The organism is Streptomyces sp. NPDC051677 (genome assembly GCF_044453465.1).
Taxonomy (GTDB): Bacteria; Actinomycetota; Actinomycetes; order Streptomycetales; family Streptomycetaceae; genus Streptomyces.
The window spans coordinates 219,618-244,758 of the sequence record NZ_JBITCT010000005.1 but is presented as its reverse complement, the minus strand read 5'-3'; the positions used below and the strand labels follow the sequence as shown (position 1 = coordinate 244,758).

The following is a 25,141-nucleotide window of genomic DNA, read 5'->3' as shown; positions in this document are numbered from 1 at the left end:
TCCCGTGCGCCTAGCGGATGTTCGGGTCGAAGGTGAAGATCACCAGCGTGCCCAGCAGGATGGTGAACACCGTGGCGGTGTAGAGCAGGCCCTTCAGCCACAGCCGGGTGTTCGCGCGCTCCGCGTAGTCGTTGATGACCGTACGCAGGCCGTTGGCCCCGTGCAGCATCGCGAGCCACAGCATCAGCAGGTCCCAGACCTGCCAGAACGGGGAGGCCCAGCGGCCGGCCACGAAGGCGAAGCCGATCTTGGACACGCCGCCGTCCAGCACCAGCTGGATCAGCAGGTGGCCCAGGACCAGCACGACCAGGACGACGCCGGACAGCCGCATGAACAGCCACGCGGCCATCTCGAAGTTGCCCCGGGTGGACTTCGGGGTCTTCTTGGTGCGCTTGCGCGGGGCCTCGATGAGGGGCGCCGGGTTGTCGACGTTGTAGATCGAGCCGCCCTCGACGGGGCCGATCCCGGCAGCGGTGGTTTCAGTGGTGGCCATCGGTGTCAGCTCCCGAACAGTTCACGAGCGGCGTGCCCGAGGACGGGGTAGACGGCCCCGAGCATCAGCACGAGCCACAGGCCCACGACGCTCCAGAGCATCTGCTTCTGGTACCGCGGGCCCTTCGACCAGAAGTCGACGGCGATGACGCGCAGACCGTTGAGCGCGTGGAAGAGGATGGCGGCGACGAGGCCGTACTCCAGCAGCGCGACGATCGGGGTCTTGTAGGTGGCTACGACCTTGTCGTAGTCCTCGGGGGAGACACGCACGAGCGCGGTGTCGAGCACGTGGACGAACAGGAAGAAGAAGATGAGGACGCCGGTGACTCGGTGAGCCACCCACGACCACATTCCTTCCCGGCCGCGGTACAGCGTTCCAGCCGGCACGGAAGAACCCTCCGGGAGCGGGGATTGGAGCCTGCCGGCTTGGGTGTCGGACGGGCCCGGCCGGGTACGGTCCACCGGCCCCCAGCATGGTAGCTAGCCGCTGGCTTGGCGCTTACACGGGGCCTATCGGTGTGATCAAAGTGGCACGCGTTTGGGTTAGCGTCCCCGGCATCTGGGGCGGGTTGTGCGGTTATGTGCCGTGTGCGGGTTCGTCGTGGCTGGTCGCGCAGTTCCCCGCGCCCCTTAGGCAGCTCACCAGTCGTGCCTTTCCAAGGCGCCGGAGTTCCTCTGCTGCCACCACCCGTTCGTCCTCCGGATCGTTCGTCAAACGTGACCGGATGGCTTCCAGGACGTAGTCCAGGGCCTCGTCCGCCGGCACGCCGTCCAGGCAGATGACGAACGCATGTCCGAATCTCGCCTCGTAGGCCGCGTGGGCCGCGCTCAGGGCCATGTGGGCCGCGCCGTACGCGTCGGCCGGGAGGGGCGGGAGGGTCTCGCCGGCCAGGGCCTCCGCCAGATCTGCCGCCGTCAGGTCGTACGCGGCCTCGTCCGACGCGGCCAGGAGGGCGTCGAGGGTCGGGTAGGGACGGTGGTCGGCGAGGCGGCGGGCCCAGCGCAGGCTGCGCAGGCAGGTGAGGAGGGTGCGACGGGCCTCTTCGGCGGTCGCGGTGTTGAAGCCGTCCAGCAGGGGTGCGGGTGAGGTCCGGGTCTGCGCCGGTATGGCGAGGCGGCCGGAGAGGTGGGAAAGACGGTGCGCAGGCAGCGTGGATCCTCGCGTCACGTGTGGTGTGGCAGGGGAGGCAGTGAAGGATGTGTCGCCACGTTATCGAGAGTGGTCAGTACCTGTCTGACGGATGCCCGAATTTCACTCGAACGAGAGAGTTTCAGAAGGTGTCGTGGACACCAACGCGGGGTTTTCGGCGCGCTGGAAGTGGACGGGCGTCGTACGGTTGGCCGAGTGAGCAGGCACAGTCATCGGCGCCGCGCGCCGCAGAGGAAGCCACGCCGCACGTCACGGCGCACGCCGCAGCAGCAGGTGGTGCTGCGGGCGCTGACGGCGGGTGGGCTGGTCGCCGCGCTCGGGGCGGGGCTTGGGCTGTGGGCCTCGTCGGGGGACGGCGGCGGGACGCCCGCCGGGTCGGCCACCTCCCAGCAGGCCGCCGTCGGCGCCTCCGCGGGGACCTCCACCGGTGACGGCGCCGATGTCGCTGCACCGCCCGCGAGCCCGACGCCCACCCGTGCCTACCCCCTCTCCACCACCCCCCGTACCATCCCCGCCGTCCGCTCCCACACCCCGGCGCGCGGCCCGGGCTGGCGTCCGGCGGCCGGGCGCCGTGTGGTGGTGAGCGACGCCGACCTCGCCGACGAGGGGCGGCTCGTCGCCGGTGAGCTGGGGCTGACGTACGCCGGGGAGAAGGACGACGTCCGCGCCGGGGACCTGCGGCTGGCGCTGAACGACGACGAAGGCGCGAACCCGGAGTCGTACACCATGACCGTGCGCGGCGGGCGGGTCACCGTCAGCGGACCCTCCGACGCCGGCGTCTTCTACGGCACCCGCACCCTCAAGCAGGAGGTGCACGGCGGCGGTACGGCGTCCGAGGGCGTCGTCCGCGACCAGCCGGCCAAGCCGCAGCGCGGGTTCACGCTGGACATCGCGCGCAAGTACTTCAGCCCCGCCTGGATCGAGGACCGGGTCCGTGAGCTCGGCGATCTGAAGTTCAACCAGATCGGGCTGCACTTCTCCGACGACCAGTCCTTCCGGATCGAGTCCGACACCCACCCGGAGATCGTGGCCGGCCGGCACCTCACCAAGGCCGAGGTGAGGAAGATCGTCGACCTCGCGGCGAGCCGGCACATCACCGTCGTGCCCGAGATCGACTCGCCGGGGCACCTGGGCGCCGTTCTCGCCGCCCACCCCGAGCTGCAGCTGCGCAACGTGAGCGGGGTGGCGACCCGCGGGGCGATCGACATCTCCAAGGACGCCTCCGCGAACCTCCTCGACGACCTGCTCAACGAGTACGCCGGCCTGTTCCCCGGCGCCTACTGGCACCTCGGCGGCGACGAGTACCAGGCCCTGACCAAGTCGAACCCTGCGGCCTCCTACCCGCAGCTCGCCTCCGCCGCCGTGGCCCGGTACGGCGCCGGCGCGAGCGTCGCCGACCTCGCCACCGGCTGGCTGAACGACCGCGCCGACACCGTCCGCGCCCACGAGCGCACCATGCGGGTGTGGAACGACGGCTTCTTCCGGGGGACGTCGGTCAAGCCGGCCTCCGATCTCGTGGTCGCGTACTGGACGGGCAAGGAGATCGGGGCGCGCAAGCCGGTGGAGTACCTGAGCGCGGGGCGCAAGGTGCTCAACTACAACGACGAGTACCTGTACTACGTCCTCGGGGAGCCGCAGACCTTCGTCTATCCGACCGGGCAGCGCATATACGAGCAGTGGACCCCGCGCGTCCTGCGCGGCACGACGTCGGTGGCCGCGCAGTACGACGCCCGGATACTCGGCGGTTCCTTCTCGGTGTGGTGCGACCTCGCGAACTCGCAGACGCAGGCCCAGGTCGCGGCGGGCATCCGGATGCCGCTGCGGGCGACCTCCCAGAAGCTGTGGGACGCGAGGACGCCGACGCTGACCTGGACGCAGTTCAGGGCCCTGGCGAACCGGCTGGGCTGAGTCCGCCGCCGGCCCACGGCACGGTCGGAAGGTTGGCTGAAATAGTTCCCCCCGGTCTCGCCTCGGTCTCACCTCCTGCCCCTCCTGTCCCTCCTGTGACACTCCTGCCCCGTCGCACGCAGTAAGGGGAAGTGCGGGCTCCGTAAGGTAGGCGCCCTGGCGAGGGAGGCGTGGATGAGCCTGGTGGAACTGATCTCTCAGGCCGACGAACGCGGACTGGCCGCCAGCGGGTTGGCCTGTTTGGATCGGTGCGTGCCCCTGCTCGGGGGTGACGACGACATTCTGCGACCGCTGTGGGGCAACCTCACCGAGGCCTCCGGCGCCGCCGACTGGGGCGAGCTCCTGGAACAGGCGCGCGGCAAGCTGGAGTCCGGCGACGCGACGGACGGCGACGGCGACACGGCGCAGGGCGGCGGCGACGAGGCCGTGCTCCTGGCCCGCCGGATGCTGGCCGCCGCCCCGGCCGACCGCTTCGCCGGCGAGGTGCGGCTCTGGGCCGACGCCTGCTCCGTCGCCTCCCTCCAGATACACCGCCTCCTCGACCCGGCCGAGGACGCCGCCCCGGTCGACTCCCGCCGCGAGGGCCGTACGGAGGGCATGTCGCCCCTCGTCGCCGCCGAACTGCGCCGCCAGGTCACCGTCCTGGAAGTGCTGGCCGGCCATGGCGCGGGCGGACTGCGCCGGGCGCTGGAGGTGTCCACGGAGGGCCGCCGGGTGCTGCGCGCGGTGGTGTCACGGCGAGCTCGGAAACGCAGGTGAGCAGCCGGACGTGTCCGACGGCCATTTGACGACCGCGTCCCGGTGCCGGGCGGTCGCGGTGTAGAAGGCCGTCAGGTCCCGGTGCGCCGAGGCGAACGCGGCCCGGGTGCGGGTTTCCTCGGCCGTGCCGCCGTAGCGGGGCAGGAGTTCGGCACGGGCGGGCCGCCACAGGTCGTCGAAGTCGCTCTCCGTCAGGAAGGCGGCGACCCGGGCCGTCTGGGCGACGGTCAGCACCACGAACGGCGGCTCCTTCGAACCGGCCGGGTACACGCGCTCACCGCCGAGCACCACGTGGGCGTCGGCGTAGAGCACCTGGTGGTCGCCCCCGTAACGGCCGTCCAGGGTCGACGCGCGGTGCAGGTGGTCATGGTCATCGTCGAACAGCTTCCGCAGCCAGGTCGCGCTGTTGCGCAGGGCCGATGGGGGCACGGCGCGGAGCCGGAGGTACGCGCTCATCACTCAAGGAGCGTGCGGGAGCGCGGAAGTATCACTCCTGTGCCCGATCCGCGGGGGAGGCGCGGCGGTCCTGCGCCGGTCTCGGGGAGGGCCCGGATTCGCGTGACGGATCACGGCCCGGCGCCGCTCTTCCCTATGTGACGTGGACAACTCAAGCGACCCAGACGGCGCACGCGGCTCAGGGACCCCAGCACGCACGACAGCCGGCCCGGCCCTCCGCCGCCGTGAAACCGGTGCGATGGGCGGCGGAGGCGGTGGCCGCCGTGCGGGAGGGCGTGCGCGAGCATCTCGACTTCTCCGCACAGAGTCTGTGGCGCGTCGACCGGCTGATCGAGGAACTGCGACGAGCGGGCACGGAGCCTTTGGCCGCGGAGAGCGTTCTGCGCGGCTTCGGGGCGTACGCCGGTGAGGTGGTCGTCCGGCAGACCGGCGCCGAGTGGTGGGCGGCCGGCGGCGACCACTGGGTCCGCACCGCCGACGGACGCCTGTGGGAGCCCCTCGACGAGGCCCGTCGCTGCTTCGGCGGCCACGGCTCCCTCCGGCTGCTGTGCCGGGACGCGATGCGGGGGCGGCGCTGAGGACTGTCCCGTAATCCGGCTGCTCCGTGGCCATGTGACGAGTGACACCTCTGTGACCCGTGATGTTCGGGGGCGTCCGTCCGCTGGGACAGCGGGGAGCCGATCCGGTTCCTCGGACCGAGTGGAGGGGTGGGGACCCATGAGCAGCGGAGTGGACGCGGGGGCGCCGGACGCGCCAGGGATGCGGGGGTGTGCCGCGGGATTCGTCGCACGGGTCACCGCTCGGCAGCGGCTGCCGCTCGACTACTCCGTCGCCAGTCTGCGGGTCGTCGACTTCCTCGTCGACGGGTTGCGCAAGGGCGGCGCCGACCGGCAGCGGGCGCACGACACGCTCGTCGGGCTCGGGGCGTACGTCGGTGAGGTGCTGGTGCGGCGGGCCGGCGGGGTGTGGGTGGATCTCGACGGCGACCAGCGTGCCTGGTTCGGACAGGCGGTCGGGGTGCGGATGCCGGACGGACGCGTGTGGAACCCGCTCGGGAAGGTCGTCAACCGGTTCGAGACCGGGAGCCCGGAGGAATCCCTGCGGACCTTCTATCTGACCCTGCACGGGCGCGCCCGGCGGGCGGCGGCCTGACCGTGGAAGCGCCTGCCGCATCCGGCGACACAACCGTGCAGTGGGACACTTCCGTGCGATGTGTCACATCCGTGCGCTGTGACACTTCTGTGCGGCCCGACGCTGATGACCGTGGGGGCGCGGCCGCGTCCGGACCAGGTGTCCGGCGGGAGGGCCGCGCGCCCGCAACGGACTCCGTACGAACGAGGACAGTCTTGGGCCAGGGAGGGGAACCCCGGCGCGCGCACGCGTACGACGGGGAACTGGGCGCGGCCGTGGCACGGGCCCAGGAGGGCGACGAGAGCGCGTTCGCCGTGGCGTACCGGATCGTGCAGCCCGGACTGCTCGGCTACCTGCGCGGGATCGTCGGCGACGACGCCGAGGACGTGGCCTCCGACGCCTGGCTGGAGATCTCCCGCGACCTGGGAAGATTCCGCGGCGACGGCGCGGGTTTCCGGGGCTGGACCGCGACCATCGCCCGGCACCGGGCCCTCGACCACCTGCGCCGGCTGCGGGTGAGACCGCGGTCGGCGGTGCTGGACCAGGACGTCGTCCTCGACCTGCCCGGGCCGCACAGCACCCACGACCAGGCGCTGGAGTCCCTCTCCACCGCGCACGCCCTGGAGCTGGTCCGCGGGCTGCCGCAGGACCAGGCGGAGGCCGTGCTGCTGCGGGTCGTCGTAGGACTGGACGGCCCGGCCGCGGCCCGCGTTCTCGGCAAGCGGCCCGGCGCCGTGCGTACGGCCGCGCACCGCGGTCTGAAGCGGCTGGCCCGCCAGCTGGGCGTCGCGGACGCGAACGGCGAGAGCGGCGCGGGTGTGACGGATGGCGGGCCCCGGACGCTGGGGGAGTCGACGTGAACGGCGACGGCCGCGGACCGTATGGATCAATGGTGGGCGCGGCCGCCCGTTGGCACGGCCCGATCGGACGGATGGGACAGAGGCGGAAACGAACATGGGTGAACGGCTGAACGACGGCGCGGGCCACGGCCGTCGGCGCGCGCACCCTGACGACGCCGTCGCCGACCCGTCGGGGCTGGAGGCGCTGCTCGCCCACGCCCTGCGCGGGCCCGGCGACCGCCCGGACGAGGGCACGGGCAAGGGCATGGGCACGGGCAGCGAGGGCGAGCTGCGGGCCGTCGCCGCGTTCCGGGCCGCCCGGGACACCGGCGCGCACCGGGCGCGTCCCCGGCGCCGCGACGACTGGCGGCCCCGGGCCGCCCGGCGGCCCGCCGCCCGCTCGCTGCGGGTCACGCTCTCCGCGCTGATCGCCGGCCTCACGCTGGGCGGCGTCGCGTACGCCGCGATCGGCTCCGTCACGGACGGCGGCGACGACGGCGGCGCGGGGCGTCCGCAGCGGTCGGCGAGCGCGGCGTCCGGTCGGTCCGACGCGCCCTCCGGCGCCCCGTCCGCGACGGACGACGCCGAGCGGGACCGTCCCGCGAACGCCAAGGACACCGAGGCCCACTGCCGCGCCTACGAGAAGGTCCAGGGGCGGGGCCAGGCGATGGACTCCACCGCCTGGCAGCGGCTCGTGACGGCGGCGGGCGGCGAGGAGAACGTCGCCGCGTACTGCGCGGCCCACGGTCAGCAGAAGGCCGGCACGGATCCGAAGCCGCAGAAGAGCCCCAAGGCAGAGAAGACGCCGAAGGCCGAGAAGAGCGCCAAGGCGGAGAAGACCGCGAACCCCGAGAACACGGTGACGCCCGAGAAGAGCGCGAACGCCGGGAACACCGGGAAGACCAGGGCCGCGAACGGCGGATGAGTCGTCGCCGCCAAGGCAACGGCCGGGGCCGCCACCCCCCACAGGAGAGGCCCCGGCCGTCGCGCGGCACGGGCCGCGCGGCGGCCCGTACTCTCTACAGCGCCATGAGTGCGTTTTGTGTCACACCCCCGAGCGCACCCCCTCGCGTCACGAGTCAGTTGCATGTTCTACGGTCGTGGACGTGCGGCGGTTTCAGGTCGTAACGTGCCTTTCGCGCCGGACGGCCAAGCGGCAGACCACCGCAACGACCTGCGGTCCACGGACCGCGAACCATCGACCGAGGAACCACGACGTGGGGGACGACGCGGAGTTGACAGCCGCGGTGCTCGCGGCACAGAACGGGGACGAGAGCGCGTTCCGGACTGTGTACCGCACGGTGCACCCGCGGCTGCTCGGGTACGTGCGCACGCTCGTCGGCGACCTCGACGCCGAGGACGTCACCTCCGAGGCCTGGCTGCAGATCGCTCGTGACCTGGAGCGGTTCAGCGGCGACGCGGACCGGTTCCGCGGCTGGGCCGCCCGGATCGCCCGCAACCGCGCGCTGGACCACATACGCATGCGCGGACGGCGTCCCGCGATCGGCGGCGACGAGACCGAGCTGACCGGTCGCGCCGCCGAGTCCGACACCGCGGGCGAGGCCATCGAGGCGCTCGCCACCGGCCGCACCCTCGGTCTCATCGCCCGGCTGCCGCAGGACCAGGCCGAGGCCGTCGTCCTGCGGGTCGTCATGGGACTGGACGCCAAGACGGCCGCCGAGACGCTCGGCAAACGGCCCGGCGCGGTCCGCACGGCCGCGCACCGCGGTCTGAAGAAGCTCGCCGAACTGCTCGGCGAGGATCCGGAGACGGCCGGCGCGCTCGACGCGCTGCCGCCTCAGCGTGGAACGCGCTCGCGCGCGGTGACGTCCGCAAGTGTGACGCAAGTGCGCACGCGGACGCAGAAGGACATGTGATGGCCGACAAGCAGGACAGGTGGCTCGACCGCGAAACGGCGGAGCGTCTGCTGCGCGGTGAGTCACCCGGCCGCCCTCTCGACGGCCCGGCCGAGGAGCAGGCCGAACGGCTCGCGAGGACGCTGGGCGCGTTGTCCGCGCTGGCCGCCGAGCCCCTGCCCGCCGACGAGGAACTCCCCGGCGAGGCCGCGGCCCTGGCCGCCTTCCGCAAGACCCACGCGGACCGCGCCGACCTCGCCCGGGCCGCCGGTGAGGCGCACGCGGTCGACGTCGGGCTGGTGCGCATCGCCGGCGGTGTCCGCGAGGCCGGTCGCCGGCCCCGCCGGATCCGGCCCGCGCGGCTGGGACTGGCCGCGGCGCTGACCGCAGGGGTGCTCGGCGGGGTCGCGGTCGGGACCGGCGTCCTGCCGACCCCGTTCGACGGCGCGGAACCGGCGCGCCCCTCGGTCTCGGCCCCCGCGTTCCCCGACCGCCCGCTCGTCTCGCCGTCCCCGGACGGCTCGGGCGGCGCAGCGCCCTCGGCGACACCGGAAGGCGGCACGGGCGACACCGGCAACGAGGCCGGCGAGGACGCCGGGAACGGGACCGCGGACGACGACGCCACCGCCGCCCCGGACCTGCGCGGCGCCTGGCCGAGCGGCGTGACCTCGTCCTGCCGCGATCTGAGCGCCGGCAAGACCCTGGACCCCGACCGCCGCCGGATCCTGGAGAACCTGGCGGGCGGCTCGAAGCGCATACGGAAGTACTGCGCGGGCGTCCTCGACAACCCCGCCGCCGGAAGCCCCCGCGGCGACGCCCGCACAGGAAACGGCACCGCCGGCCGGGACACCGGACAGGGCCAGGGGGACCGCGACGGCCAGGGCGGATCGACCCGCGGGAGCGGCACGGACGACAAGTCCGGCCGGGGCGGTGGCACGTCCGACGACGAAGACGACGGCGGTCACAGAGGCGGTGGCCATGGCCACGGTCGCGGAGGCGGCGGCCACGGCCGTGGCCGCGGCTGAGACGACCATCGTCAGGACGGCGGCTCCGGCACGCTGATCAGCTGATCGCCGTCATACGGTGAACCACCGCACGGAGACGTCCTCGCCCGAGGACTGCATGGACAGCGTGCACTCACCGGTTTCCGTCGACTGGTCCGCCTGGCGCGGGAAGCCGGTGAACTGGATCCAGGCGACGCCGCTGTCCCCCTCGTCCCAGGTGATCGTCGCCTGCCCGGCGAAGCCGCTGCTCCCGGACGGGTCCGTCACGGTGGCGGTCAGCGTGTTGGCCAGCCCCTTGGTGTTCTCGGCCTGGATGTCGACGGTGAGCAACGTACCGGGAGTCGCCATCGGCGTTTTGGTCACCGGCGCCTGGCTCCCGACGTTGGAGGTGGATCCGATGCCGGTGGAACTGGTGCCGCTGACTTCCTGAACCGTCACGAACGATGCCAGGTCGACCGAGACTGTGGCCATGACGCTGCCTCCTTGACAGGGTTGACAGGGTTCGAGCTCGACAGGCTTCCTCTCCGACGGTGTCGCAGCCCCGTGGCGGCTGCAACTCGGTGCCCGTTTGCGGGCCGGGGGGACCTCGGGAACCATCGGGAAGTGCAAGGTCCTATCCCACGCACCGAGGAGAGCCGTCATGGGAGAAGAGACCGAAGTGACGCCCACGATCGGTGAACTCGCCGCGGAGTCCAGTGAGTTGGCGGAGGCTCTGTCGTCCGACGGGGCATCGTCCACCGGCGACGTCCAGATGTTCCCGTTCCCCTTCTGCATCCGCTACGACGGACGCCCGCAGGAGTCGAGGATCATCCACGCTCCCGACCTCAACGGGGCCGTCATCACCGTCAACCAGCTCGTGAGCATCGCCAACCGAGAGGCCTCGCGGAAGGGTTTCCCGGCTCTCTTCTCCTCCACGAGCGGCAGCTGCCCCGACGAGTGAGCCCCCTCACACTCCATCTGACCTGCGGTTTTGTAGATCACAGAAGTTTTTTCGCGAGGGGTGTGACGTTTTCGGGGGCCGGGGCGCAGTAACAAGTGAGCCGACTGGTCATCGGCCCTTGCACTGAGCCGGGGTTCCCCCCGTACCTTCGGCTCGTGCGCTCGGCGCGGGCGGGACACGTTCCCCCGGTCCCGCTCGCGCCCCCAACGCCTACCAGGACACGACGACCTTGTCGCCGTTCCTCACCTGCGCGAAGAGATCCGCGATCGCCGCCTCGTCCCGGACGTTGACGCAGCCGTGCGAGGCGCCGGCGTAACCGCGGGCCGCGAAGTCGGCCGAGTAGTGCACCGCCTGCCCGCCGCTGAAGAACATCGCGTACGGCATCGGCGAGTGGTAGAGCGTGGACACATGGTCGCGGGACTTCCAGTAGACGTGGAACACGCCCTCCCGGGTGGGCGTGTACTGCGAGCCGAAGCGGACCGACACCGTCGACTCGGTCCGGCCGTCGATCATCCAGCGCAGGGTGCGGGTCGTCTTGTCGATGCACAGCACCCGCCCGGTCAGGCACCGGGGATCGGGCGCGGCGGCCGGCTGACCGCCCATCGGATACAGGTCCCACCGGCCCGGCTCCCGCGTCATGCCCAGCAGCCGCTGCCACGTGACGGTGTCCGTCTTCCCGGTCCTCGGCAGCCCGCGCTTGCCCTGGAAGCCCTTCACCGCCTCCTCGGTGCGGTCGTCGTAGGCGCCCGTCGGGCCGTCGTAGAGCCAGGCGACCTGCCGCAGCCGGGCCTGGAGCTCGCGCACCGCGCGCCCGGTGTCGCCGTGCGACCACAGGACGGCGGGGGGCGGGGCGCCGCCGGCCGGGGGGCTCGGCTTGTCGTCGTCGGTGGTGGTCCCGGCCGGGGTCGAGGCCCGGGCCGAGGGGGGCGTCGTCCGGCCGGCGTCGGCGGGGACGGGCGAGCGCACGCCCCCGTCCGCGCCGGTGTCCGTCTTCGGGGACTGCACGCTACAGCCGCCGCACACCGTCACCAGGGCCGCCGCGGCGGCCATGACGGCGATCGATCTCCGCATCCGCATGCCTGAGATGTTCCCCCCGGATGACGTCTCGCGAACGGACCGGCATGGTTGTGACCGGGACCGCAATCACTCTGTGAGGAAGCTCCCAGCGTGCTCCCCTCCACCGGGTGCACGCACGCCGATACAGTCCGTCGAAGGGTCGGACTGTACTGACGGGTAATTGCTCAGCGGGAGGCATCACACCAATGGCGCGTGAGTCGGAGTCCGGACTGCCCATCGAGCCGGTCTACGGGCCTGAGGACCTGGCGGGCTGGGACCCGGCCGAGCAGCTGGGCGAGCCCGGCTCGTACCCCTTCACCCGGGGCGTCTACCCGTCGATGTACACCGGCCGCCCCTGGACGATGCGCCAGTACGCGGGCTTCGGCACGGCGGTGGAGTCCAACGCCCGCTACAAGCAGCTGATCGCCAACGGCACGATGGGCCTGTCGGTCGCCTTCGACCTGCCCACCCAGATGGGCCACGACTCCGACGCGCCGATCGCGTCCGGCGAGGTCGGCAAGGTCGGCGTCGCCATCGACTCCGTCGAGGACATGCGGGTGCTGTTCGGCGGGATCCCGCTGGACAAGGTGTCGACGTCGATGACGATCAACGCGCCCGCGGCCCTGCTGCTGCTCATGTACCAGCTGGTCGGCGAGGAGCAGGGCGTTCCGGCGGACCGGCTCACGGGCACGATCCAGAACGACGTCCTGAAGGAGTACATCGCGCGCGGGACGTACATCTTCCCGCCCAAGCCCTCGCTCCGCCTCATCGCCGACATCTTCAAGTACTGCAAGGCCGAGATCCCGAAGTGGAACACGATCTCGATCTCCGGCTACCACATGGCGGAGGCGGGCGCGTCCCCGGCGCAGGAGATCGCCTTCACGCTGGCGGACGGCATCGAGTACGTCCGTACGGCGGTGGCCGCGGGCATGGACGTCGACGACTTCGCCCCGCGGCTCTCCTTCTTCTTCGTGGCGCGTACGACGATCCTCGAAGAGGTCGCGAAGTTCCGTGCCGCGCGCCGGATCTGGGCGCGGGTGATGAGGGACGAGTTCGGCGCGAAGAACCCCAAGTCGCTGATGCTGCGGTTCCACACGCAGACGGCGGGCGTCCAGCTGACGGCCCAGCAGCCGGAGGTGAACCTGGTGCGGGTCGCCGTCCAGGGCCTCGCGGCGGTCCTCGGCGGCACCCAGTCCCTGCACACGAACTCCTTCGACGAGGCCATCGCGCTGCCCACGGACAAGAGCGCGCGCCTCGCCCTGCGCACCCAGCAGGTGCTCGCCTACGAGACGGACGTGACGGCGACCGTCGACCCCTTCGCCGGGTCGTACGTCGTGGAGAAGATGACCGACGACGTCGAGGCGGCGGCCGTCGAGCTCATGCGGAAGGTCGAGGACCTCGGCGGCGCGGTCGCCGCCATCGAGCACGGCTTCCAGAAGTCCGAGATCGAGCGCTCCGCCTACCGGATCGCCCAGGAGACCGACTCCGGCGAGCGGGTCGTCGTCGGCGTCAACCGCTACCAGCTCGACGCCGAGGAGCCCTACGAGCCGCTGCGCGTCGACCCGGCCATCGAGGCCCAGCAGGCGGACCGGCTCGCGAAGCTGCGCGCCGAACGCGACCAGAGCGCGGTGGACTCGGCCCTGGACGCCCTGAAGAAGGCGGCGGAGGGCGAGGACAACGTCCTCTACCCGATGAAGGACGCCCTGCGGGCCCGGGCGACGGTGGGCGAGGTGTGCAACGCGCTGCGGGGGGTGTGGGGGACGTATGTGCCTTCGGATGCGTTCTGAGCTGGTGATTCCTCCGAACGGGTGATCGGGGGCGGAATTCGCCTGTTCCCGGTTACTCTCGTGAAGAGTGCTCCCAAAAGGAGGTTGCCGTGGTTGTGATAGAGCGCGAGATGACGATCGCTGAAGCTGCCGACCGTGTCTCCAGCTGGCTGCCCGGACACCGCGTGGAGATCATTCGAGGGAGCATCATCGCGTCACCGCCGCCGGATGAGCCGCATCAGGGAACGGTGTTCGAGGTCGGCTACGAGTTCCGGCGGGCCGGAGCAAAGGAGGCCGGTCTCAAGGTTCGCCCTGGCATCGGCCTGTGGTTGCCGACAGGGCCGGCGGATTACGCGATTCCGGACCTGTCGATCGTCGAGGCTGACATCGGTGACGCGCTTGTCCGGAAGAACTGTTACGCCCCGCACGTCTTCCGACTGGTATTGGAGGTGACCTCCTCCAACTGGTCCGACGACACGCTCAGCAAGCCCGACGTCTACGCCGAGGCCGGCGTCCCCGTCTACGTCGTGGTCGACCGCAAGCACGACGAGGTCCTCCTCTACACCGGCCCGGCCGACGGCAAGTACCCCGACCCGCAGCGTTTCAAGCGGGGCCAGACCGTCCCCGTCCCGGAATCCGTCGGGGTCAGCCTCGACCTCTCCGTGGACACCCTCCTCGACGGCGAAGACTGACCCGTGGTTCAGGCGCCCACCCGCGCCCGGTAGCTCTCCAGCCCCTGCGTCGACTCGCCTGCCCAGCCCACGTGGCCGTCCGGTCGGACGAGGAACACCCCCTCCTCCAGCTTCAGCAATGTCCACTCCGGGCCCTTGAGGCGGTCGAAGAGGCGGACGTCGTTCACCGTCAGGTCGGGGACGCGGTCGCCCGCTCGTAGGGCGCCCGGGGCCGGCCTGGTCTCCTCGGTCAGGGACGAGTGGCGGTAGTTCAGGCCCAGTTGGCGAGTGGTCGCGCCGCGTTTCGCCTCGGCCCGGTGGATCGCCGTCGACAGGCCGAGGACGTGCTCGGCGACCGGCCGGCGTTCCTCCTCGTAGCTGTCCAGCAGTGTCTCCGGCGCCCGGCCGCCCAGTACCGCGCCCAGCTTCCAGCCCAGGTTGTACGCGTCCTGGACGCTGGTGTTGAGGCCCTGGCCGCCGGCGGGAGAGTGGACGTGCGCCGCGTCACCGGCGAGGAAGATCCGGCCGTCGCGGAAGCGGTCCGCCAGGGCCGCGCGGGGGCGGAAGTTCGAGGCCCAGCGGACCTCGGTGACGGCCTCGGGCCTGAGGTGGGTGCGCTCGGCGAGCACCGTGCGGATGCCGTCCAGGGAGAGGTCGATGTCCGTGGCCTCGGGGAACTGGGCCACCAGCTGGAAGTCCTCCGTGCCCGCCAGCGGGCAGAGCGCCACGAAACCGGCGCCTTCGCCGCTCGGCGGGAAGATGTGCCACCAGTCCCGGTCGAGACCCGGGATGCGTACGTCCGCCACCAGGAACGGGTCCGGGTCGACAGTCTCGCCCGTCATGCCGATGCCGAGCGCGCGGCGGATCGTGGAGCGGCCCCCGTCGGCGGCGACGGCGTACCGGGCGCGGACCGTCTCGCCGGAGGCGAAGCGCGCCGTCACGCCGTCCGCGTCCTGTTCGATCCTCACCAGTTCGCGGCCGAAGGCCACCGTGCCGCCGAGTTCCTCCAGCCGCGCCCGCAGGATCTCCTGGTTGCGCCACTGCGTGACCATCCAGGGGCCGCTGAAGCGGGAGCCCTCCTCGCCGTCCTCCGCCGGGTCGAACATCCGGTGTTCGCCGGCCTGCCTGCCGTCCTGCCAGATCATGCCGACCGGGTAGGGGCCGCCGGCGGCGAGGATCTCGTCGAGGACGCCGAGGTCCTCGTAGATCTCCAGCGTGCGGGGCTGGAGGCCCTTGCCGCGGGAGCCCGGGGCGAGGCCCGCGCCCCGTTCCACCACCAGCGCGTCCACTCCGCGCCGCGCCAGGTCGATCCCCAGGGCGAGGCCGGTCGGGCCCGCGCCCACGATCAGTACGTCCATGTGAGTCCTCATGCGCCCACTCTCCTTAACGCTGTTAAGTGCCGTCGGTCATGACAGTGCCCTTAACGGCGTTAAGCTGTCAAGTGTGAGCACCGAACGACGCGCGCCCCTCGACCGCAAACGGGTCGCGGACACCGCCCTGAGACTCCTCAACGAGGTGGGCCTCGAAGGCCTGACCCTGCGGGCCATCGCCCGTGAGCTGGACGTCAAGGCGCCCGCCCTGTACTGGCACTTCAAGGACAAGCAGGCGCTGCTCGACGAGATGGCGACGGAGATGTACCGGCGGATGGTCGCCGGGACCGCCCTCGATCCCGGCGACACCTGGCAGGCACGGCTGCTGGAGTCCAACCGCGGACTGCGCGCCGCGCTGCTCGGCTACCGCGACGGCGCGAAGGTCTTCAGCGGCTCACGCTTCACCGGCATCGAGCACGCCGAGCAGATGGAGGACACCCTGCGCCTGTTCACGGCCGCCGGCTTCACCCTCGCCCAGGCGGTCCGCGCGACCTCGACGACGTACCTGTACACGCTCGGCTTCGTCACCGAGGAGCAGGGCGTCGAGCCGCTGCCGGACGAGCGGCGCGAGGGATACGACGTCGGGGAACGCGCACGCCTGATGGCCGACTTCCCGCTGGCGGCCCAGGCGGGCGCGGAGATCTTCGCCGACTACGACCGGCACTTCGAGGAGGGCCTGACGCTGGTGATCGCGGGCATCGAGGCGCGCTACGGAGTCGATTGAGAGCCGACTGAGAGCCGACTGAGAGCCGACTGAGCCGTCCGGTGCGCCCGTCGCTAGGACGCGGCCCGCAGACGCCGTCGTACGGCGCGGGCGACGATCGGCGGCAGCAGGTCCGCGGCGAGCCGGCGGGCGCGGGAGGACCGGCGCGCGGGGGCCGCGGCGGCGGGGCGCGGCGCGGGCTCCATGTAGTGCCGGGAGTGGGGGAAGGGCGGCGGCTTCATGCCCTGGGCGCGGGCGCGGACCAGGCGGTGACCGGCGGCCGACTGCACGCTCAGCCCGCAGTCCGCGCGCTCCGTGAGCAGGTCGATCAGCTCCTCCTGGAGGAGCTCGGGGTCGCCCCAGGTGCCGTACAGCTTCTGGGTGCTGAGGCAGACCGGGCGCAGCCCGCCGTTGAGCACCGCCTCCCATACGGCGACGGAGACGCCCGGCGTGTGCTCGGACCGGAAGTCGTCGAGGACCACGATGCCGTCGGGCCGCAGGAGCTCGCGCGCCGCCGCGATGTCGTCGCGGACGTGCTCGTACAGGTGCGAGGCGTCGATGTGGACGAAGCGGCAGCTGCCGGGGTCCACCTCGGTGGAGATGACGGAGCTCGGGGCCTCGATCACCCTCGGCAGGGTGTCGTGGAAGGAGAGATAGTTCCGCTCGAAGGCCTGCCGGGTCAGGGACGCGTACGACTTCGCCGTCTCGGCCCGGTTGGCCCCGTCGGGGGCCTCGCTCCCGAACAGGTCGCAGACGGTGAACCGCTCGCCGTCCCCGAGGTGCCGGCCCAGGAGGATCGCGCTCTTGCCCAGGTACGCGCCGAGTTCCAGCAGGTCGCCGCGTACCCCCTTCGTCCGCTGCCGGTCGAGGAACCAGGTGAACAGGACCTGGTCGAGGGGCGGGAACCAGCCCCGTACGTCCTCGAGCACACCGGGGTGTGCGGGGGTCTGCGTCTGCTGTGCGTTGGCCATGAGACATGCTTGCTCGGTGCTCGCGCGGCCAACTTTCCCCGCGCTGAACGTCCGGTGAACAAGCTCGACAACCTCTCAGCGAGCCTTGGCCAACGCCGTGCGCAGCCTCGGCGTCAGCGGCTTCTCGACGAAGCGGTTCAGCAGCCAGGCCAGGACCAGCATCGAGGCGAGGGTCAGCGCGAAGGTCGCCGCCGACGGCACGTGCAGCCCGCGGTGCAGGAAGCGGATGACCACCCAGCCGAGATGCTCGTGGACCAGGTAGAACGGGTACGTCAGCGCCCCGGCCACCGTCAGCCAGCGCCAGTTCGCCCAGTTCAGCAGGCCCAGCGCGATCGCCGCGACGGCCACGAAGCCGAAGGCGACCACGAGGACGATGCCGGCCGTGGTGCGGTGGGCGAAGGCGTTCGGGTCCGAGGCGTTCCACAGCGCGCGCACCGCGTAGTGCTGGCCGATCAGGAAGCCGACGGCGACGATGCCCCAGGCGTAGGCGTCCCGCCGGTCGCGGTGGACGAGGTAGAGGCCGATGCCGCCGACGAAGAACGCCGCGTACTCGGGCATCACCACCAGGTCGAGCAGCGGCTGGTGCGCCGCCTGCGCGAGCGCGACGGCCAGCGTCCAGCCCGCGCAGAACGTCACGACGCGCCGCCGGTTCGCCCCCGGCAGGACGACGCACACCGCGAACAGCGCGTAGAAGCGGACCTCCACCCACAGCGTCCAGCACACGCCGAGCACCCGGTCGACGCCCAGCGGCTGCTGCAGCAGGGTCAGGTTGACCAGCGCGTCGCTCGGCGAGACGGCCTCGTAGACGACCGACGGCAGGGCGAACACCGCCGTCACCAGCAGGACGGCGACCCAGTACGCCGGCATCAGCCGGGACACCCGGGAGGCGACGAACGACTGCAGGGGCCGGCCCCAGCCGCTCATGCAGATCACGAACCCGCTGATCACGAAGAAGACCTGGACGCCGAGGCAGCCGTAGGCGGCGAACTGGTGCAGCGTGGGGAACTGCAGCTTCGGCGAGCTCCCCCACGCCCGGGTGACGTCACCGCCGCGCCCCGCGTAGTGGTACACCGCCACCATCAGCGCGGCGACCAGCCGCAGCCCGTCCAGGGCCCGGAGCCTGCCTTCCCGGCCTGCCCTGCCTTCCGGGCCTTCCGGGCCTTCCCGGCGCCTCGGCGACGGCACGGCCGCGGCGGGTCGTGCCTGTGTCTCGGACGTGGTCACGACCGTCTCGGTCATGCTGGGTACCCCTCGCAGTGGCCCGTGGGCCGTCTTGTGTGCTCAGTCCGACTTCAGGAGCCGGGCCGACTGGTTGCCGAGCTGGACGCGGACGGCTTCCTTGCGGGCGAGCTGCCGGATCGACCGGCCGCGCGGGCCGAGCAGGTTCGCGACCCGCGCGACCTCGCTCCAGACCCGGGCGCGGTCGCCGCCCGCGATCGCCGCGGCGGACAGCAGCCGGCACGCCTCCTCCGGCTCGCCGCGCCCGGCCTGTATCTCCGCCATGCCGATGAGGACGTCCACCGGCTGTCTGCGGCGCAGGATCTCGGTGCCCACGCGCAGCGCGTCGTCGTGCCTGCCCGCGTCGAAGTGCCGGGCGAAGTCCTCGGCGAGGTACCTGCCGTGCCGGGCGAGTACGGCGGAGAACCGCGCCTCGGGTGAACCGTCCCCGGCCTCCTCGCCGTCGGCGTCCGCGCGCCGCACGGGCTCGCCCGGCCCGGGCAGGCCCAGCGCGGTCGTCATCCGGGCGGCGAAGGCGGGGATGTCGAACAGCTCCTCGACGTCCGCGTACTCGGTCTCCGAGATCTCCTCGTCCAGCACCCGGCGCAGCGCGTCGAGCGCGGCGTCGGGCGTGTACTCGGCGAAGGAGCGGTAGCCGGGGACGCCCTCCAGCACCTCCCGGGACCCGACCCGGTGGTAGGTGACGGTACGCAGCCGTTGCTGCACGGCCTCGACCACCGACAGCGGCATCGGGTCGTCGACGCTGGACAGGAAGAAGACGTCGGAGGCGGCCAGCTCCTCGCGCACCCGGTCGCGGGAGAGCGCGCCCATCCACTCGACGCGGTCCGACAGGAGGGTGGAGGCGCCGATGCGCCAGGTCTTGTGGCCGATCCAGGCGAACCGCCACGGCAGGCCCTGCCCGTAGGCCAGTTCGGCGACCCGGGAGAACAGGTCGAGGCCCTTGCGGTCCTGCATGGAGCCGACCATCACGATCCGCGGCCGCTCACCGGGCGTGCGTCTCGCCCGCGCGCGGTGGGTGTCGCGCGGGACCGTGTTGTAGACCACGACCGGATCGCTCACGCCCAGCTGGCGGAACATGTCGGCCTGCGCGGTCGAGACGCACAGCACCTTCAGCCGCGGCAGCAGGCTGAGCATCTCCTGGTGGCGCAGCGTGTGCTGCCCGCCCTCGAAGTTCATGACGTACTCGGTCTCGTGGGCGTACAGCACCACGGACTTCCCCTGGTCCTGCAGCGCCTGCACCAGCTCGTTCGCGAGCGCGGAACGCCAGAACGGGGCCAGGCTGTTGACCAGGACGACCTCGGCGCCCGCCAGGTCCGCCAGGACGTCCTCGGCGCGGCTGTAGGCCCCGAGGTCGAAGTAGCGGACGTCGACCGGGCTCTGCGCGAGCAGCGCCTGCGTGTAGGTGAGGACGGGGATCGCCACGCCGGTGACGTAGGAGAAGCCGAGGCCCAGTACGGCCAGCGAGCGCGGCCGGTCCATGCGGCCCTGCACGGCGCGCAGCGCCCGCTCGGCCCGGGTGAGGCCGGCGCGTCCGCCGTCGTCGGCGGACGCCCAGCGCGGGGCGGGCGGTTCGGCGGGCACGGCGGCCCGCTCGACGAGGCGCAGGACGCGCTCGGGGACGTCGTCCTGGAAGGCGATGAAGTGCTCGACGGGCTCACCGTGCACGTTGGCCGGGAACTTGCCCGAGCGCTGGAGGTCGGCGACCACGTCGACGAGTTCTCCGACCGTGCCCACGTTGCGCAGCAGCGGGTGGTTGACCGTCGGGAAGACGATGTTGAGCGGGGGCGGGCTGAACAGGATCAGCGGGGTGCCCGCGCGCAGGGTCTGCAGGTAGGTCGTGGAGAAGAAGGTGACGGCGAGGTCGTAGCCGTCGAGCCCCTCGGCGTCCAGCAGCGCCTTCTCGTCCAGGACCGTCACGTCCGGGAGGGTGCGCAGCCAGGCGAGGTGGCCGTCGAGGGTGGAGGGGTGGGGCTTGATCTCCACCTCGCCGAACGCGGTGAGCGCGGCGCACAGTTCGGTGAGCTGTTCGCGGTGGTCGTCGCGGGAGAGCTTGTTCTGGTTGCTCAGCGGCTGGTCGAGCACCACGACGCGCAGCGGCTCGCCGGGGTCCTTGGCGTGCCGGTGGGTGGTGGAGCGGGCCGCCCGCAGCAGGGCCGGGTCGTCGCTGTGTCCGAGGGCGCCGGTGATGTGGACGGGCGGGTCGGCGTCGGCGGAGCGGAACAGCAGGTGGTGCGCGGTCGCCGGGCCCCAGACGCAGACGGCGGCGGGGGAGGAGGAGCCGTAGTACCAGTTCTGGTCGTGGAGTCCGGCGTCGGTCTTCTTGAAGTGGAAGTCGAGGTGGCCGTCCTGGACGAGGACCAGCGGCACGGTGCGGCCGAGCGTGGCGGCGACCCGGCGGCCGCGCTGCGACTGGTCGTTGAAGAACACCAGCCGGTCGATGCCCTCTGCAGCTGCGAACGCTCGTATTCGGCGCCCGAGTTCCTCCAGGAACTCCGCGTCGCTGAGCGGCTCGTCCACCGTGAAGAGATTGTGTGCCGGAAGATCGTCGAAACGGGCCCTGGCCTCCTCTTCGATCCATCCCGCGACGTTTCCGTCCCGGTCGGCGGTGACCAGCAGGAACGAGTGGGCATCGGCCCCCTGAGCACGCATGATCTCAGAGGCGAGGCCGACACCGTTTCGGTTCTCGACAAACACGGCGATGCGCATCGATCTACCAGTCCACTCCGGGTACTTGGGGCAGCGGGAAGACGCCCTTCTTTTGTGAATGAAATACGACCGTGTACCCAAAGCGTGGAATCCAAAAAGAACACCCGATGAACGTCCCGCGTAGATGTCATTTCATCCGACGGACAGTCCTGCGCAGGGCTCTCGCCCGCTGCGCCACCCGGCGCGCGGTGGAGTTGTGCGGCAGGAAAGCGAGCCGTTCCGGGATGCCGCCCGGCAGTCCCAGCGAGGTCAGCCGCCTGCGCTTGAAGTACCGCTTGGTGCGCGGCCCCAGCTGGGAGCGCAGGTACCGCTCGGCGACCGGGCGCAGACCGGGGTGGAGCTGAGCCTGCATCACGAAGCCCACCGCCTGGACCAGCTCGGTCAGCGTCTGCGGCGGCACGGGCAGCTCGTCCTCGCGGTCCTCCAGGTCGGCCAGCAGCGCGTCGGCCAGCACGAGCGGCACCCGGTTGCTGTTCTGATACGGGGTGAGCCGCTCCAGCAGCGACTCGGTGCCCGTGCGGGCGACCGGAAGCTCGTACAGGGCGGACGCGGTGAACAGGGCGGTGGAGAAGCAGCCGACGACCAGTGCGGGCCGCGCCCTGACGAACAGCACCTCGGCGAGCACCGGCAGCTCCAGGACCGTCAGCCGCACGCCGAGCCGCTCCGCCTCGGTCTCCAGGGCGCGGCTGTAGCGGGCCGGGGCGCTCGGATGCGGTTTGAAGACGACCGCGCGGTGACCGCGGGCCACGGCGCCCCGCAGCATCCGCACATGCAGGTCCTCCTCCTCCTTCGGGGAGAGGATCTCCAGCGCGGACAGGTACTGGCCGAGCAGCAGCGCGCAGTCGTCGGGCAGCGGCGGCAGGTCGGGCACGGCGTCGGCGACCTGGCCCAGCACCTTCAGGAACGCGGCCGCCGGCACGATCCGCGCGGGCGTCCCGAACTCGGTGAGCAGCAGCGGCACGAGGCCCGGCACCAGGTCCAGGTGGAGCAGCCGCCGCACCCGGGTGCCGATCAGCGGGTCGAGCTTGTTGCGGGTGGGCCCGTAGCTCATCAGTCCGTCGGCGTAGACCTCGACGGGCGCTCCCGGGAACAGCTGGGCGACGGCCTGGGCGGGGTTGACCTGGACGGACTCCAGGACGATCTCGACCCGGTCGTCGCCCAGGCCCCACAGCAGCCGCAGGTAGCGCTCCAGGAGGGGGACGTCGTCGGGGCGCGGCGACCAGGCGCTCGGATGGAAGGGGCTGATGGCCTCGTTCCAGGAGAGCACCTCGTCGAAGCGGTCCCGCAGCGGCTCGAAGCCGGCCATCTCGTCGAGCGCCGGGGCGGTCTCCGGCGTCGTCGCGGTGTTGCACACCAGCAGCAGCCGCCGGTCCGCCGCCGGGAAGCAGCCCGCGTCGAGCGCGGCGGCGAGGGTGGCTGCGCCGTAGAGGGTCGAGGCGCAGAAGAGCTGGGTCGTACGGCTCGCGGTGGAGGGCGTGATGGAGGACGTGAGGGAGGGCGCGGTGGAGGGCTTGAGGGTCATCAGGCGGCCGCCTTGGCGGAGGTGATCTGACGGCGCAGTCGCCGCAGCTTGGAGGAACGGCGCAGGTCCATGCGGCCGAGGACGTCCGTGAGGAGTTCCTGCGGCATCCGCTTGATCGCGGCCGCGCTCATCGTGCGCAGCTGCTTGGCGACGGCCGGCTCGAACTTGTCGGTCTCCGCGAGGTGGTGGGCGATGATCGCGCAGTACGTGCGCACCGCCTTCGGCAGCAGCCTCTCCGCGTCCGGGTCGGCGGCCGTCTCCTCGATGACCTGGTCGAAGGCGCGGATGAAGTCCAGTTGGCGGACGTCGCCGATCTGGGTGAGGGAGGAGGCGACGCCGCGGCGGTAGAAGACGCCGTGCAGGTTCACCACGGCGAAGGACTCCGCCTGCCGGTGCAGCTTCCAGATCCAGGGCCGGTCCTCGGCGGTGCGCAGCCCGTCGGTGAAGTGCAGCAGACCGCGGTCGAGGAGGCGGCGGTGGTAGGCGCCGGCCCAGGCGTAGGCGTAGTCGACGGACGTGGAGCGGTCGGCGGGCAGGATCGCCGCGCGCGGGTCGAGGACCTCGCCGCGCAGCCCGTGCGGGTGGCGGACGACCGTGCGGGTGCGGCCGGTGGCCTGGACGTGGTCCGTGCGCACGAAGTCGCAGCCCAGCTCCTCGATCGCGGCGACCAGCCGGCCCAGGTGACCTCGGGCGAGCCAGTCGTCGCCGTCCAGAAAAGTCAGGTATTCGCCCTGGGAGGCGTCGAGTCCAGTATTGCGTGCGGTGGCCAGACCGCCGTTCTCCTCGTGGCGGACATAACGCACCTGGGCGACCTTCGAAAGTCCCTCGACAGCCTGTTCGAGAATAGCGGGAGTCTCATCTTTAGAATGATCATCGACCAGTACGAACTCGAAATCATGACGGGCGTTCAGATGGAGACTTCTCAGCATGTCCGGAGCGTATTGGCGGACGTTGTAGAACGGCACGATCACAGAAAGCTTTGGCACCTGAGAAACCCTAGAAGGGCCTGCGGCGGCGCAACTTTCCGTCGCGGAGACAGGGGGTGAACTGAATGTGTCGGAATAGTGCACCCCATGTTCTCAAGGGCGGTTGACGGGCCAGTTCGGTGTTCGGTGGTGCGTTGTTAACTTCTCGTTGAGTAGAGGTTGGGCAAAGCCAGGGATTTGCTTTCTAGCGTCGTCGCCGTGCCAGCAAGTACTGCGAACCCTCCACGGATTGCCGTCCTCGCGGACTCCGACACCCGATGGAAATGGGGTGCGCTGACCGCGACCCGTATCGCACCGTCCACCGGAACCGGAACCGGAACCGGAACCGGAACTGGAACCGAAACCGGAACCGGAGCCGGAAGCCAGGCGCGACCCGCCCCCGTCCTCGACGGTTTCCTGCTGCGCGGCCGGGCCACCCCCACCCCGCGCCAGCTGGCCGAAGTGGGCGTGCACGCCGACTCCCTGCGCGAGGTCACCGCCGTCGAGTTCCTGCGCGCGATGACGCGGACCTCGTACGACGTCCTCGTCCTCGCGCTCGTCGGCGGCGGCGTCCAGGCGATCCTGCACGGCCTCAAGCGGATCTGGGAGGACGACGCACAGGACTCTCGCGCGCGCCCCGTCGTCGTCACCGGCTATGTCGGCGTCGTCTACGAGAAGCTCGCCGACGGTCTGCTGCTGCGACACGGCGCCGACCTCGTCCTCGCCAACTCACGCCAGGACGCGGAGCGTTTCCGCGCCGTGTACGAGGGGGTCGGCGCCGACGCCTCAGCCGTGACCGAGGTCGCCCTGCCCTTCCTGGGCGGCGCCCCGTACCCGGGCGAACACGACCCCTACACCGTCGTCTTCGCCGCGCAGCCCTCCGTGCCGGAGCACCGCGGGGACCGCGCCTACCTGCTGAACCGGCTGGTGCAGCACGCGCGGCTGCACCCCGGGCGCGAGGTGTTGCTGAAGCTCCGCTCGAAGCCGGGTGAACACACCACCCACATCGAGGAGTTGCCCTACCAGAAGCTGGCGCAGAAGCACGGCCTGCCGCCCAACTTCCGCCTGGTGTACGGAAACATGGGCGAGGTCCTCGACCGCACCGACCTCATGGTCACCGTCAGCTCGACGGCCGCCCTGGAGTCCCTGCACCGCCGCATCCCCACCGTCGTCCTCACCGACCTCGGGGTGCGCGAGGCGCTCGGCAACCACCACTTCGTCGGCTCCGGCTGCCTCGCCTCCTGGGACCAGCTCGACGCCGGGCACCGCCCCGCCCCCGACGAGGACTGGGTGGCCCGCCAGGGCGTCGTCCCCGGGGGCGCCCCCGCTGGGGGAGGCTCCTACGCGACCGCCTTCGCCCCGGCCCGCGACCGCATCGCCGAGCTGCTCGACCAGCCCGGCGGCCTCCCGCCCCTGACCCCCTACTACACACCCGTCACCGCCCCCGGCTACCTCCCCGGCATCCTCGCCCGCCACCACCTCGGCCCCGACGGCAGCCCCCTCCCCGGCGCCCCGTCCACCGACGAGGCCCCGGGCCCGGTCCGCCAGATGGTCCGCCGAGCCGCCCGCGGCGCCTACCGGCACGGAGTCCAGCGCGTCGCCCCGGTGATCCGACGCATGGGGGAGCTGTGACCTCG

Annotated in this window: 25 protein-coding genes; 13 read left to right on the top strand and 12 right to left on the bottom strand. The window is 71.7% G+C overall.

Features of this window, described 5'->3' with window-relative positions; translation table 11 throughout:
- Positions 1-10: 10 nt before the first annotated feature.
- The 3 genes from ACIBAF_RS08260 to ACIBAF_RS08250 all read right to left on the bottom strand — a co-directional run bounded on the left by ACIBAF_RS08260 (position 11) and on the right by ACIBAF_RS08250 (position 1,660).
- Positions 11-493, bottom strand: coding sequence for a succinate dehydrogenase hydrophobic membrane anchor subunit (locus ACIBAF_RS08260; protein WP_079660229.1), 483 nt, complete (start codon positions 491-493; stop codon positions 11-13).
- A 5-nt stretch (positions 494-498) separates the two neighbouring features.
- Positions 499-879 (bottom strand): succinate dehydrogenase, cytochrome b556 subunit, encoded by a 381-nt coding sequence (sdhC, locus tag ACIBAF_RS08255; protein WP_393346387.1) that lies wholly within the window; start codon positions 877-879, stop codon positions 499-501.
- Positions 880-1,069: 190 nt separating this feature from the next.
- Complete coding sequence (locus tag ACIBAF_RS08250; RefSeq protein ID WP_399462328.1) at positions 1,070-1,660, bottom strand: 2-oxo-4-hydroxy-4-carboxy-5-ureidoimidazoline decarboxylase; 591 nt, start codon at positions 1,658-1,660, stop codon at positions 1,070-1,072.
- A gap of 177 nt (positions 1,661-1,837) precedes the next feature.
- On the opposite strand from ACIBAF_RS08250, the gene ACIBAF_RS08245 reads away from it, so the two are divergent.
- Positions 1,838-3,550 (top strand): family 20 glycosylhydrolase, encoded by a 1,713-nt coding sequence (locus tag ACIBAF_RS08245; protein ID WP_399462327.1) that lies wholly within the window; start codon positions 1,838-1,840, stop codon positions 3,548-3,550.
- Positions 3,551-3,724: 174 nt separating this feature from the next.
- Positions 3,725-4,309: a hypothetical protein gene (locus ACIBAF_RS08240; protein WP_399462326.1), complete on the top strand. Its 585-nt coding sequence runs from the start codon at positions 3,725-3,727 to the stop codon at positions 4,307-4,309.
- Here ACIBAF_RS08240 and ACIBAF_RS08235 read toward each other — a convergent pair.
- Entirely contained in the window at positions 4,283-4,765 is a 483-nt protein-coding gene (locus ACIBAF_RS08235; protein WP_399462325.1) for a DUF1877 family protein, read from the bottom strand. The two genes, ACIBAF_RS08240 and ACIBAF_RS08235, sit on opposite strands and share 27 nt — an antisense overlap.
- A 224-nt stretch (positions 4,766-4,989) precedes the next feature.
- On the opposite strand from ACIBAF_RS08235, the gene ACIBAF_RS08230 reads away from it, so the two are divergent.
- The 6 genes from ACIBAF_RS08230 (at position 4,990) to ACIBAF_RS08205 (ending at position 9,616) form a co-directional block, all read left to right on the top strand.
- Entirely contained in the window at positions 4,990-5,343 is a 354-nt protein-coding gene (locus tag ACIBAF_RS08230; RefSeq protein ID WP_399462324.1) for a hypothetical protein, read from the top strand.
- 139 nt (positions 5,344-5,482) lie between these two features.
- On the top strand, positions 5,483-5,917 hold the full coding sequence (locus ACIBAF_RS08225) for a hypothetical protein (protein WP_399462323.1): 435 nt from the start codon (positions 5,483-5,485) through the stop codon (positions 5,915-5,917).
- A gap of 194 nt (positions 5,918-6,111) precedes the next feature.
- Positions 6,112-6,756: an RNA polymerase sigma factor gene (locus ACIBAF_RS08220; RefSeq protein WP_399462322.1), complete on the top strand. Its 645-nt coding sequence runs from the start codon at positions 6,112-6,114 to the stop codon at positions 6,754-6,756.
- 94 nt (positions 6,757-6,850) lie between these two features.
- A complete protein-coding gene (locus ACIBAF_RS08215; protein WP_399462321.1) occupies positions 6,851-7,660 on the top strand; it encodes a hypothetical protein in 810 nt (269 codons plus the stop codon).
- Between the two features lie 292 nt (positions 7,661-7,952).
- Positions 7,953-8,612: an RNA polymerase sigma factor gene (locus ACIBAF_RS08210; RefSeq protein WP_399462320.1), complete on the top strand. Its 660-nt coding sequence runs from the start codon at positions 7,953-7,955 to the stop codon at positions 8,610-8,612.
- Positions 8,612-9,616: a hypothetical protein gene (locus tag ACIBAF_RS08205; RefSeq protein WP_399462319.1), complete on the top strand. Its 1,005-nt coding sequence runs from the start codon at positions 8,612-8,614 to the stop codon at positions 9,614-9,616. The genes ACIBAF_RS08210 and ACIBAF_RS08205 overlap by 1 nt, the downstream gene beginning before the upstream one ends.
- A 51-nt stretch (positions 9,617-9,667) precedes the next feature.
- On the opposite strand, the gene ACIBAF_RS08200 is transcribed toward ACIBAF_RS08205, so the two are convergent.
- Positions 9,668-10,066, bottom strand: a complete 399-nt coding sequence (locus ACIBAF_RS08200; protein ID WP_399462318.1) for a hypothetical protein — start codon at positions 10,064-10,066, stop codon at positions 9,668-9,670.
- Positions 10,067-10,235: 169 nt separating this feature from the next.
- On the opposite strand from ACIBAF_RS08200, the gene ACIBAF_RS08195 reads away from it, so the two are divergent.
- The gene (locus tag ACIBAF_RS08195; RefSeq protein WP_399462317.1) at positions 10,236-10,535 is read left to right on the top strand and encodes a hypothetical protein; all 300 of its coding nucleotides are present in this window, start codon (positions 10,236-10,238) and stop codon (positions 10,533-10,535) included.
- A 210-nt stretch (positions 10,536-10,745) separates the two neighbouring features.
- On the opposite strand, the gene ACIBAF_RS08190 is transcribed toward ACIBAF_RS08195, so the two are convergent.
- Complete coding sequence (locus ACIBAF_RS08190) at positions 10,746-11,612, bottom strand: L,D-transpeptidase family protein (RefSeq protein ID WP_399462316.1); 867 nt, start codon at positions 11,610-11,612, stop codon at positions 10,746-10,748.
- A gap of 185 nt (positions 11,613-11,797) precedes the next feature.
- Here ACIBAF_RS08190 and ACIBAF_RS08185 point away from each other — a divergent pair, with 185 nt between their 5' ends.
- Positions 11,798-13,378: a methylmalonyl-CoA mutase gene (locus ACIBAF_RS08185; protein ID WP_399462315.1), complete on the top strand. Its 1,581-nt coding sequence runs from the start codon at positions 11,798-11,800 to the stop codon at positions 13,376-13,378.
- An 89-nt stretch (positions 13,379-13,467) separates the two neighbouring features.
- Entirely contained in the window at positions 13,468-14,049 is a 582-nt protein-coding gene (locus tag ACIBAF_RS08180) for a Uma2 family endonuclease (RefSeq protein ID WP_399462314.1), read from the top strand.
- A gap of 8 nt (positions 14,050-14,057) precedes the next feature.
- On the opposite strand, the gene ACIBAF_RS08175 is transcribed toward ACIBAF_RS08180, so the two are convergent.
- Entirely contained in the window at positions 14,058-15,398 is a 1,341-nt protein-coding gene (locus ACIBAF_RS08175; protein WP_399462313.1) for an FAD-dependent monooxygenase, read from the bottom strand.
- Between the two features lie 73 nt (positions 15,399-15,471).
- On the opposite strand from ACIBAF_RS08175, the gene ACIBAF_RS08170 reads away from it, so the two are divergent.
- On the top strand, positions 15,472-16,122 hold the full coding sequence (locus ACIBAF_RS08170; RefSeq protein ID WP_399462312.1) for a TetR/AcrR family transcriptional regulator C-terminal domain-containing protein: 651 nt from the start codon (positions 15,472-15,474) through the stop codon (positions 16,120-16,122).
- Between the two features lie 53 nt (positions 16,123-16,175).
- Here the strand turns inward: ACIBAF_RS08170 and ACIBAF_RS08165 are convergent, their stop codons facing one another.
- The 5 genes from ACIBAF_RS08165 to ACIBAF_RS08145 form a co-directional block, all read right to left on the bottom strand.
- Positions 16,176-17,072, bottom strand: a complete 897-nt coding sequence (locus tag ACIBAF_RS08165) for a class I SAM-dependent methyltransferase (protein ID WP_399462310.1) — start codon at positions 17,070-17,072, stop codon at positions 16,176-16,178.
- Positions 17,073-17,147: 75 nt separating this feature from the next.
- Positions 17,148-18,311: an acyltransferase family protein gene (locus tag ACIBAF_RS08160; protein ID WP_399462309.1), complete on the bottom strand. Its 1,164-nt coding sequence runs from the start codon at positions 18,309-18,311 to the stop codon at positions 17,148-17,150.
- A gap of 42 nt (positions 18,312-18,353) precedes the next feature.
- On the bottom strand, positions 18,354-20,960 hold the full coding sequence (locus ACIBAF_RS08155; protein ID WP_399462308.1) for a glycosyltransferase family 4 protein: 2,607 nt from the start codon (positions 20,958-20,960) through the stop codon (positions 18,354-18,356).
- Positions 20,961-21,144: 184 nt separating this feature from the next.
- Positions 21,145-22,539 carry a polysialyltransferase family glycosyltransferase gene (locus ACIBAF_RS08150; protein WP_399462307.1) on the bottom strand — a complete coding sequence of 465 codons (1,395 nt, stop codon included), beginning with the start codon at positions 22,537-22,539 and terminating at the stop codon, positions 21,145-21,147.
- Positions 22,539-23,525 (bottom strand): glycosyltransferase family 2 protein, encoded by a 987-nt coding sequence (locus tag ACIBAF_RS08145; protein WP_399462306.1) that lies wholly within the window; start codon positions 23,523-23,525, stop codon positions 22,539-22,541. Before ACIBAF_RS08145 ends, ACIBAF_RS08150 begins: the two co-directional genes overlap by 1 nt.
- 198 nt (positions 23,526-23,723) lie before the next feature.
- Between ACIBAF_RS08145 and ACIBAF_RS08140 the strand changes: the two genes are divergently transcribed.
- Positions 23,724-25,136 (top strand): DUF6716 putative glycosyltransferase, encoded by a 1,413-nt coding sequence (locus ACIBAF_RS08140; protein ID WP_399462305.1) that lies wholly within the window; start codon positions 23,724-23,726, stop codon positions 25,134-25,136.
- Positions 25,137-25,141: the final 5 nt, after the last annotated feature.

Excerpts from the sequence above, each read along its gene's own strand:
- ACIBAF_RS08185 (WP_399462315.1), top strand. The coding sequence starts at position 11,798 with ATGGCGCGTGAGTCGGAGTCCGGACTGCCCATCGAGCCGGTCTACGGG.
- ACIBAF_RS08175 (WP_399462313.1), bottom strand. The coding sequence starts at position 15,398 with ATGAGGACTCACATGGACGTACTGATCGTGGGCGCGGGCCCGACCGGC.
- ACIBAF_RS08260 (WP_079660229.1), bottom strand. The coding sequence starts at position 493 with ATGGCCACCACTGAAACCACCGCTGCCGGGATCGGCCCCGTCGAGGGC.
- ACIBAF_RS08240 (WP_399462326.1), top strand. The coding sequence starts at position 3,725 with ATGAGCCTGGTGGAACTGATCTCTCAGGCCGACGAACGCGGACTGGCC.
- ACIBAF_RS08155 (WP_399462308.1), bottom strand. The coding sequence starts at position 20,960 with ATGCGTGCTCAGGGGGCCGATGCCCACTCGTTCCTGCTGGTCACCGCC.
- ACIBAF_RS08225 (WP_399462323.1), top strand. The coding sequence starts at position 5,483 with ATGAGCAGCGGAGTGGACGCGGGGGCGCCGGACGCGCCAGGGATGCGG.
- ACIBAF_RS08150 (WP_399462307.1), bottom strand. The coding sequence starts at position 22,539 with ATGACCCTCAAGCCCTCCACCGCGCCCTCCCTCACGTCCTCCATCACG.
- ACIBAF_RS08200 (WP_399462318.1), bottom strand. The coding sequence starts at position 10,066 with ATGGCCACAGTCTCGGTCGACCTGGCATCGTTCGTGACGGTTCAGGAA.
- ACIBAF_RS08235 (WP_399462325.1), bottom strand. The coding sequence starts at position 4,765 with ATGAGCGCGTACCTCCGGCTCCGCGCCGTGCCCCCATCGGCCCTGCGC.
- ACIBAF_RS08160 (WP_399462309.1), bottom strand. The coding sequence starts at position 18,311 with ATGACCGAGACGGTCGTGACCACGTCCGAGACACAGGCACGACCCGCC.
- ACIBAF_RS08215 (WP_399462321.1), top strand. The coding sequence starts at position 6,851 with ATGGGTGAACGGCTGAACGACGGCGCGGGCCACGGCCGTCGGCGCGCG.
- ACIBAF_RS08195 (WP_399462317.1), top strand. The coding sequence starts at position 10,236 with ATGGGAGAAGAGACCGAAGTGACGCCCACGATCGGTGAACTCGCCGCG.
- ACIBAF_RS08205 (WP_399462319.1), top strand. The coding sequence starts at position 8,612 with ATGGCCGACAAGCAGGACAGGTGGCTCGACCGCGAAACGGCGGAGCGT.
- ACIBAF_RS08165 (WP_399462310.1), bottom strand. The coding sequence starts at position 17,072 with ATGGCCAACGCACAGCAGACGCAGACCCCCGCACACCCCGGTGTGCTC.
- ACIBAF_RS08190 (WP_399462316.1), bottom strand. The coding sequence starts at position 11,612 with ATGCGGATGCGGAGATCGATCGCCGTCATGGCCGCCGCGGCGGCCCTG.